The organism is Rhizomicrobium sp., from assembly GCF_056722145.1.
Window position 1 is genome coordinate 1 of the sequence record NZ_JBWZET010000354.1, and the last position, 8,100, is coordinate 8,100.

Consider the following 8,100-nt stretch of genomic DNA (forward strand, 5'->3'; position numbering starts at 1 on the left):
CGGCAAGGTCGGGGCGATCGAGAAGGACCTCGCGATCATCGACGTGGGCCTGAAGACCGAGGGCCGCGTCTCGCTGAAGGAATTCGGCGACGAAGAGGGCAAGGCCCCGATCAAGGTCGGCGACACCGTCGAAGTGTTCCTGGAACGCGTCGAAAACGCCATGGGCGAAGCCGTCCTGTCGCGCGACAAGGCCCGCCGTGAAGAGAGCTGGGTCCGCCTCGAGAAGGCGTTCAACGATCAGGCGCGCGTGCAGGGCGTCATCTTCGGCCGCGTCAAGGGTGGCTTTACGGTCGACCTCGACGGCGCCGTGGCGTTCCTGCCCGGTTCGCAGGTCGACGTCCGCCCGATGCGCGATGTCGGTCCCCTGATGAACCAGCCGCAGATGTTCCAGATCCTGAAGATGGACCGCCGCCGCGGCAATATCGTGGTGTCGCGCCGCGCCGTGCTCGAAGAGCGCCGCGCCGAAGAGCGCTCGTCGCTGGTCGCCTCCCTGCAGGAAAAGCAGGTGGTGGAAGGCATCGTCAAGAACATCACCGACTACGGCGCGTTCGTGGACCTCGGCGGCGTCGACGGCCTGCTGCACGTCACCGATATCGCGTGGCGCCGCGTTTCGCACCCGACCGAAGTGCTGTCGGTCGGCCAGACCGTCACCGTGCAGATCATCAAGATCAACCACGAGACCCAGCGCATCAGCCTCGGCATGAAGCAGCTGCAGACCGATCCGTGGGAAGGCGTTGCCGCCAAGTACCCGCAGGGCGTCCGCTTCAAGGGCAAGGTCACCAACGTCACCGACTACGGCGCCTTCGTGGAGCTGGAGCCGGGCGTCGAAGGCCTGGTCCACGTTTCGGAAATGTCGTGGGTCAAGAAGAACGTCGCCCCGTCGAAGATCGTCGCCCCCGGCGCCGAAGTCGACGTGCAGGTGCTGGAAGTCGATTCCAACAAGCGCCGCATCAGCCTCGGCCTCAAGCAGACCCAGGACAATCCGTGGCAGGTGTTCGTGGCCGAGCATCCGGCGGGAACGATCGTCGAAGGCGAGATCAAGTCGATCACCGAGTTCGGCCTGTTCGTTGGCGTTGCCGACGAAATCGACGGCATGGTCCACCTCTCCGACCTCAGCTGGGACAAGGCCGGCGACCAGGCGGTGCAGGACTACCAGAAGGGCCAGATCGTCAAGGCGAAGGTGCTCGATGTCGATATCGAGAAGGAACGCATCAGCCTCGGCATCAAGCAGCTCGATCAGGACCCGATGGAAAAGGCCGGCCCGCTCCGCAAGGGCTCGGTCGTGACCGTGGTCGTTACCGAAGTCAACGATGGTGGCATCGAGGTTCAGCTCGACGGCGGTGCGCGGGCGTTCATCCGCCGCTCCGATCTGGCGCGCGATCGTGCCGACCAGCGTCCCGAGCGCTTCGGCGTCGGCGACAAGGTCGATGCGCTTGTCACCCAGGTCGATAAGGCCAGCCGCAAGATCAACCTGTCGATCAAGGCGCGCGAAATCACGGAAGAGAAGGAAGCCGTCGCCCAGTACGGTTCCTCCGACGCCGGCGCCAGCCTCGGCGATATCCTCGGCGCCGCCCTCAGGAAGCGCCAGGCCGAAGGCACCGAAGACGAAGAGTAAGACCCTTTCTGCCCCCGCGGGCACCGAGCTGCCAACACCGGCACTCAGACCGCGGGGGAAGTCCGGCGAAGCCGGGAAGGGGGCTTACGTCTCACAGTTCGAAAAGCCCGGGGCGAAGGCCCCGGGCTTTTTGATTTTGGCACTGGCAAGCACAGGTTGAATTTCTGACGTTTACGTTCTATTTTTGTTCGATTTCCATTTTTGGGGGGCATTAATGGACGACCTTGACCCCGACGACGGGCTGCCCGTTGGTGATGTCGGTGAGTGGGCACTCGAAAAACATGCGCGTTTGAAGAAGTATGTCGATATTACGCGAGCGACACGCCGGAAATATCTCGACTTGCACCGGCCGTCCTCGCAGAGGCGTGGTGCCGCCTACATTGATCTGTTCTGCGGGGCCGGCCGCGCTCGAATTCGTGAAACAGGCGCGTACGTCGACGGAAGCCCATTGATTGCATTCAAAACTGCGAAAACAGGTGGTGTTCCATTTTCCGAAGTCCACCTCGCCGAGTTGCAGCCAGAGTTTTGTTCCGCCGCCGCCCAACGGATAAGCGCTATCGGAGGGTCGGCTGCGACGTATGCTGAGACGGCAGTAGGGGCGGCAAGGCAGATAGTGGAACGAGTTAATCCTTATGGCCTCCACTTGGCATTTCTTGATCCGTTTAACTTGGCTGGGCTGTCGTTTGAGATCATCAGAGTTTTGTCAGCGCTCAGACACATTGATCTGTTGATGCATGTGAGCATTCAAGACATGCAGAGGAATTCGGACAGGTACACAACCGAAGAGTATGAGGCGTTTGATAGTTTCGCGCCTGGTTGGCGCAATGTGGTTGATATCAATCAAAACCTGAATTCAGTCAGGGCAGCGGTGCTCGCCTACTGGCAGAACTTGCTGCGCGAATTGGGATTCCTCGATTCGCGAGCTGAACTCGTCAGGGGTAATCGGAACCAAAGACTTTATTGGCTCGCGTTGGCCAGTCGAGAAAAGATTGCTAACTACTTTTGGGATGAAATACGCAACACTTCTGGACAGGGCGAGTTAGGATTGTAGCGATAATGGCCGGGCAAAGTGACATCGAATGGACCGATGCGACCTGGAATCCGATTTCAGGGTGCGTAGTCCTGTCGCCCGGCTGTACGCATTGCTACGCCATGCGGATGGCGTCGCGCCTTCAGGCCATGGGGCACCCGGCGTATCGCGGCGTCACCAAAAAAGTGAACGGCCATCCGGTGTGGACGGGGCGGCTTCACTTGAAAGAGGCCGCGCTCGACGTACCGCTGCACTGGCGCAAGCCGCGCAAGATATTCGTCAACTCGATGTCGGACCTGTTCCAGGATGGCGTGCCGGCCGATTTCATTCGCCGCGTCTGGGACGTGATGCAACGCACGCCGCAGCACATCTATCAGATATTGACGAAGCGCCCGGAGAATATGGCGACAGTGCTGGCGGCGTCCGATTTTCCGGTTCTGGAAAACGTCTGGCTTGGAACGTCTGTCGAGAATGCGAAATTCGTCGGGCGGATCGATAATTTGCGGCGCGTGCCAGCGGTTGTGCGGTTCATCTCCTTTGAACCTCTGTTGGGACCTGTCGGAGACGTCGACCTCAACGCGATCCAGTGGGCGATCGTGGGCGGTGAATCCGGCCCCAAGGCGCGCGCCATGGACGAGGCGTGGGTGGAGCAGATTCACCGGCAATGCCGGCGCCACGGAACGGCATTTTTCTTCAAGCAATGGGGTGGTGTGAACAAGAAGGCCGCCGGGCGGGTTTTTCGGCGTCAGGTCTGGAACGAATACCCGGAAATCGGCATCGCGGCCGAGTAAGCTATCCCGCCCGCACCACGACATACGGCTGGCCCAGCAGTTTCGCATCGAAGCCGGGCCATATCCACGCCCGCTCCGGGGCGGCGCGGAATTCGAAATAGTATTGCAGCGGGTACGGACTGTCCGTGTACGGCGCCGGGATCGCGGCGCGCCAGCCGTCGGCGGTGGAGGCCATGTCGGCGGCGACCCAGCGTTCGGCGGCGTTGACGTGGCGATACCACAGCGTCGCCTTGGTCAGGCCTTCGCGCACCGCCGCCACCAGGTCCACGGCCGTGCCGCGGGTGAACGCGGCGGGCGCAGTGTGGGTCACCGCCAGCGGGTCGCGGGCGCGGACCGCGGCGATTGCCGCCAGCCCCGGCGCGGCGCCGGCCGTAGCCGTCGGCAGCATCGCTTGCAGCGCCGCGATGTCGGTGTCGATGTCGGCAAGGCGGGCGGCCCAGGCGCCACGCTCGGTGAAGCGGTCGCTGATGGCAAGATCGTCGGCATAAACGCCATGGGCGCGGGTGATGATCTTCACCCACACGCCGCGGGCCTTCTGGTAATGGCCGATGCAGGTCTTCAGCGCTTCCGCCTCGTGGGTCTGCTCGAACAGCGCCATCGCCACGCCGGCGCGCAGTTTGGCGGCGAAGAAGCGGCCGAGCAGCGCCTGGATTTCGCAGTCGATGGCCAGGCGGACGTGATCGGCGTGCTGCGGTACGCCCGCGGCCTTCAGCGCCGCTTCGGTGTCGCCGGCCAATTCGTCGAGCCACAGCGCGGCTTCCAGCGGCGAATATAGGCCGCTCTTTTCGCCCACCAGTTCCGCCGCGCAGTCCTTGCACGAGGAAAACAGCTGCGGATCAAGCCCGGTGACGTTCTGGAAAGTGCGAGGGCTCGGTGTGTCCCAGAAGAATTTGTCGGCCTCGCGCGCTAAGGGCAGGTTCCAATAGATTTCCGGCCAATAGAGATCGCAGGCGGCGCTTTCCGAATGGGCGGTGGTGACCAGCGGCAGGATGCGGCTCGCCGTCGCCAGCGCGGTTTCGAGCGCCCGCGCCTGCGGCTTGGGCCCGAAGCTGCGCTTCACGGTTTCGACGTCGGCATCGGGATTGTACGTCATGCGGCCGAACGAGCGGTACCAGTACTCGTATTTCTGCCAGTCATAGGTCGCCGCCAGCTTGCGCAAGGCATAGCCGTCGCGCGCCGATGCCGCCACCGCCGAGCCGCGCCGGCCGCGATAGGTCAGCGGCTCCAGCAGGTCGAATCCGGTCATGCCGCAGAACTGGAACGCGCGCCCATAGGCCGCCGCGCTGTCCGCTCCGCCCGAGGCCAGCAGACGCTGCGAGCCATAGAACATGCGGGTGCGCACGGTATATTTGCGGTCCTCGCGCATGAGGTCGGCATTGCCGTAGCGGGTGAAGCTGCGCTGGCCTTCGGACAGCGTCATCAGCCCCTTGCCTTCGCCATTCGGCGGCGGGATTTCGCTCGGGCGGATGTCGGCGGGGTGATAGGGCAGGCCGATGTGCTCGGTGGCGAACTTGGGCGAGACGTTGACCGGCATCCCGGTCGCCAGCGCATCCGCCAGCATGCGGTCGTCGATGCCTTTGGCGTGCAGGTCGATTTCGATGTTGCGCCCCGCCGCCGGCACGCCGGCAAACACCATCTTCCAGAAATTGTATGAGCCTTCCGCCACGCCGCTTTCGCCGTGAATGCGCAAGCCGACGCTGGAAACCGCCGGCAGCAGCTTCAACAGCGCCGTCAGCGCGTCGCGGCAATAGGGGCCGTGGTTTTCCGGCGTGATGCCGGTCACCGCGTATTTGATGTCGGGCGTGTCCTTCATCTCATAGCCGTGCATCCACAACCCGAGCTGGAAATCGAGCCCGTAGCTGACGGCGAGATCGCTGATGTAGCGCAGCGTCGCGAGATTGCGGGCGCGTTCGGCATCGGCAAGGTTGGTCACCGTCACGTCGTAGCCGGGCACTGCCAGAAGGAAGGGGTAGGCGAAGACGAGATAGGGATCGGCCACCCCCTTCAGCATGTCGTAGCCAAGCCCGAAGGTGAGATCGATGCGGTTGAAGCGGTTCGCCGCCAGCATGGCGAAATACTGGGCCCACATCGCGCGGTCATAGAACCACGGCTTGTCGTAGAGTTCCGAGGTGAACTGGCGCATCACGCTGCGCACCGGATTGGCCGGCTTTTCGATTACCGCTTGCGGAAACTTCAGCGGCGCGCCGGTCTGCACCCGATCGGCAAGTTCATAGAGGGCATAGGAGAGCCCGCGGGCATCGGCGCCGCATGCCACCACCGCCGGCTTGCCGGCAAGATTGGTCTCGAACAGGGCGAGGCTCTCGGGCGCTGTCGGCTGCGCCACATGCGCTCCGGCAAGGGCTCCGACCCCGACCGGAAAGGTCGCGCCGCTGGCCATGATGATCGATCCGGCCGCCTGGGCGGCCGTCTGCGCGCGCTGGACGGCAAATCCGGCCTTGGTGAGGGCCTGCTGCAGCGCGTGCGCGGCGCGCAGCACCGGACGGGCCGCCGCTACCGGATCGCTGCCGTCCATGACGAGTGTCACCGGTGCGCCGGGCGCGGCGCCGGTAATAAGCGGCAGCGCAGCGGCCACGCCACTGCGGCGAAGGAAGGAACGGCGATCGATGTTCGACATGACGCGGCCCGTGGGTTGGGGACGCGTTTATCTACTGCCGCCTTCACGACAAAAAAACGGCGGCAGGGCGCGTCAGGGCCGCAGGCGCAGCACCCCGAGCAATCCCAGCGCCACCAACGCTATGGTTGAAGGCAAGGGCAGGCGGCCGCGTGGCAAATCGAGCGTTGCACTCTGCGCCTCGACGACATCGTGTCCGGCTGCGTAGGCGGCGGCCATGACGCGATACACGATGGTCGACGTGCCGGTGGGCGGCGGATTGGCCGAAGCGGCCGTGGTCGTAAGCAGGACGGTGGCGGCGAGGATGAGGATGCGTTTCACGATGTGAACCCCCGAAGTCGCCATTCACATTTGCAACCCTGGTGCCAGCGATCCGCCGCTACGGCCAGGAACTTGGGGTGCACGTCAGGATTCGGAATCGTCAAAAACGTTTACAGACGTCGGGTGTGACAATCCTACTCGCCGATTCGACCGCGGCCACCCAGGCGCCGCCAGCGCGGCATCGGGCAGACACCCAAGGCGCCGCAGTGGCTTGCCGGATTTGGTTCCAGGCTGACCCTGGAATAGGGGAAAAGGTCACGCTTTTCCAATATGTTAGCTCGTAATTCCGGGGTGCTGCGCTGCCCCCCGACAACCAAATCGGGAAAGCCGGGCGGCGGTCTCCGGCTCAGTGTTTTCGCCGCGTCGGAAGACGAAAAGTGATTCGTGAGATTTGTGGGATACGGTTAAAAAGGGCTGGGAATTCAGTGACTTCCTGTTGACGGACCGGCCAAGCTCTGACAGGGTTAACCCATGCCGGAGCGGTTCATGGCAGCAACGACCACGCCGCTCCAGTCCAGGGGCAAGGGGATGATCAAGTCCGAACTGGTTGCACGTCTGACGGCGCGCTATCCGCACCTTTACCACCGTGATGTGGAGAGGATCGTTTCGACGGTTCTCGATCAGGTTACCAAGGCCTTGGCGGAAGGGCACCGCGTCGAGCTGCGTGGGTTCGGCGCCTTCTCGGTGAAGGTCCGCCCGGCGCGCATGGGTCGCAATCCGCGGACCGGCGAGCCGGTGGAGGTCGACGAGAAGCGCGCGCCGTTCTTCCGGACCGGCAAGGAACTGCGCGAGCGCCTGAACATCAACGGCAGCGCAACCGACTAAGCGAACCGAAAACCTTTTCGCGCAACACGCGGCCGCGCGTGCATTGGCGCGTGCTCTTTCCTCCCCCGCGGAGCGCTGGCGTCCGAGCTTCGCGATTGTGGAACAGCGGGGGAGGTGGCCCAGCGTCGTGTAGCAATGTCGGGGCCGAGGGGGCGCCGGTACAGTCCCCGCTTCTCTTGCGAAAGCAACAGACCTTCAGACGAGATCATTGATCGTCTTTCCTTCCCCGCGGTGACAAGCTCTCTTCGCTGCACCGCCGGCAGAAACGCGGGGGAGGTGTCGCCACTTCGGCGACAGGAGGGGGCGGCGCCGAAGTATTTCCCCCTCCGGTCCGACGTCGCCAGCGCGACGCCGGCCCCCGCTATTTCGCCATCGACACCGTTCGCAGCGCACCGCGGGGGAGGAAAGAAGCGCGTCGCGCCAGCTCGCCCCGGAGCGCAACCCAAGCGCGCGCATGTCGGATTTTGCCTCGCTCGCCCGCCCGGACACCTCTTTCCTGATGGCGAATTTTTAAGTGCGCAATGTCGCCCGCGCACAGATTCCCTTCCCGAATCACGAATGTTGCGGCTTGTCCCCCTCCGGTTTCGCGCGCGCGTTTCGAGCACGAGTCCTCCACATTTCTGAAGTCCCGCACGAGGAGCGATTGAGGATACTTTTTTCGCCGCATTCGGTCGCGCGTGGGCGCTGACGAGTCGGAAACGCTTGCTTTCCATTCTATCATCATGCACAGGAATGATCTGGGGAGAACCGGCGCATCGCCTTGCGCGAGCACCGGATGATTTCCGCGCGAAACTGATTCGCAGTACTTACCGAGTCGTGCACAGGACTGTTCTGTGCGCCGTCAATGTTTCGGCTTGCCCCGAATTGCGACTCTCGAGTGCGTTTC

6 protein-coding genes are annotated in these 8,100 nt (G+C 63.5%); 4 read left to right on the top strand and 2 right to left on the bottom strand.

Going from position 1 to position 8,100, the window contains the following annotated elements; all coding sequences use genetic code 11:
* The 3 genes from rpsA to AC1P6P_RS18725 all read left to right on the top strand — a co-directional run.
* Positions 1-1,615 (top strand): 30S ribosomal protein S1 (gene rpsA, locus AC1P6P_RS18715; RefSeq protein WP_481403961.1); only part of this gene is annotated, 1,615 nt, incomplete at its 5' end.
* A 214-nt stretch (positions 1,616-1,829) separates the two neighbouring features.
* On the top strand, positions 1,830-2,666 hold the full coding sequence (gene tcmP / locus AC1P6P_RS18720) for a three-Cys-motif partner protein TcmP (protein WP_481403962.1): 837 nt from the start codon (positions 1,830-1,832) through the stop codon (positions 2,664-2,666).
* A 5-nt stretch (positions 2,667-2,671) separates the two neighbouring features.
* Positions 2,672-3,436: a DUF5131 family protein gene (locus tag AC1P6P_RS18725; protein ID WP_481403963.1), complete on the top strand. Its 765-nt coding sequence runs from the start codon at positions 2,672-2,674 to the stop codon at positions 3,434-3,436.
* Between the two features lies 1 nt (position 3,437).
* On the opposite strand, the gene AC1P6P_RS18730 is transcribed toward AC1P6P_RS18725, so the two are convergent.
* Both AC1P6P_RS18730 and AC1P6P_RS18735 read right to left on the bottom strand, forming a co-directional pair.
* Positions 3,438-6,071, bottom strand: a complete 2,634-nt coding sequence (locus AC1P6P_RS18730) for a hypothetical protein (protein ID WP_481403964.1) — start codon at positions 6,069-6,071, stop codon at positions 3,438-3,440.
* Between the two features lie 72 nt (positions 6,072-6,143).
* Complete coding sequence (locus AC1P6P_RS18735; RefSeq protein ID WP_481403965.1) at positions 6,144-6,389, bottom strand: hypothetical protein; 246 nt, start codon at positions 6,387-6,389, stop codon at positions 6,144-6,146.
* Positions 6,390-6,917: 528 nt separating this feature from the next.
* Between AC1P6P_RS18735 and AC1P6P_RS18740 the strand changes: the two genes are divergently transcribed.
* Positions 6,918-7,214 carry an integration host factor subunit beta gene (locus AC1P6P_RS18740; protein ID WP_481403966.1) on the top strand — a complete coding sequence of 99 codons (297 nt, stop codon included), beginning with the start codon at positions 6,918-6,920 and terminating at the stop codon, positions 7,212-7,214.
* The last annotated feature ends 886 nt before the right edge of the window (positions 7,215-8,100 follow it).

What these genes read in the sequence shown, in the direction of transcription:
- AC1P6P_RS18740 (WP_481403966.1), top strand. Translation starts at nt 6,918, where the DNA reads ATGATCAAGTCCGAACTGGTTGCACGTCTGACGGCGCGCTATCCGCAC.
- AC1P6P_RS18725 (WP_481403963.1), top strand. Translation starts at nt 2,672, where the DNA reads ATGGCCGGGCAAAGTGACATCGAATGGACCGATGCGACCTGGAATCCG.
- tcmP (WP_481403962.1), top strand. Translation starts at nt 1,830, where the DNA reads ATGGACGACCTTGACCCCGACGACGGGCTGCCCGTTGGTGATGTCGGT.
- AC1P6P_RS18730 (WP_481403964.1), bottom strand. Translation starts at nt 6,071, where the DNA reads ATGTCGAACATCGATCGCCGTTCCTTCCTTCGCCGCAGTGGCGTGGCC.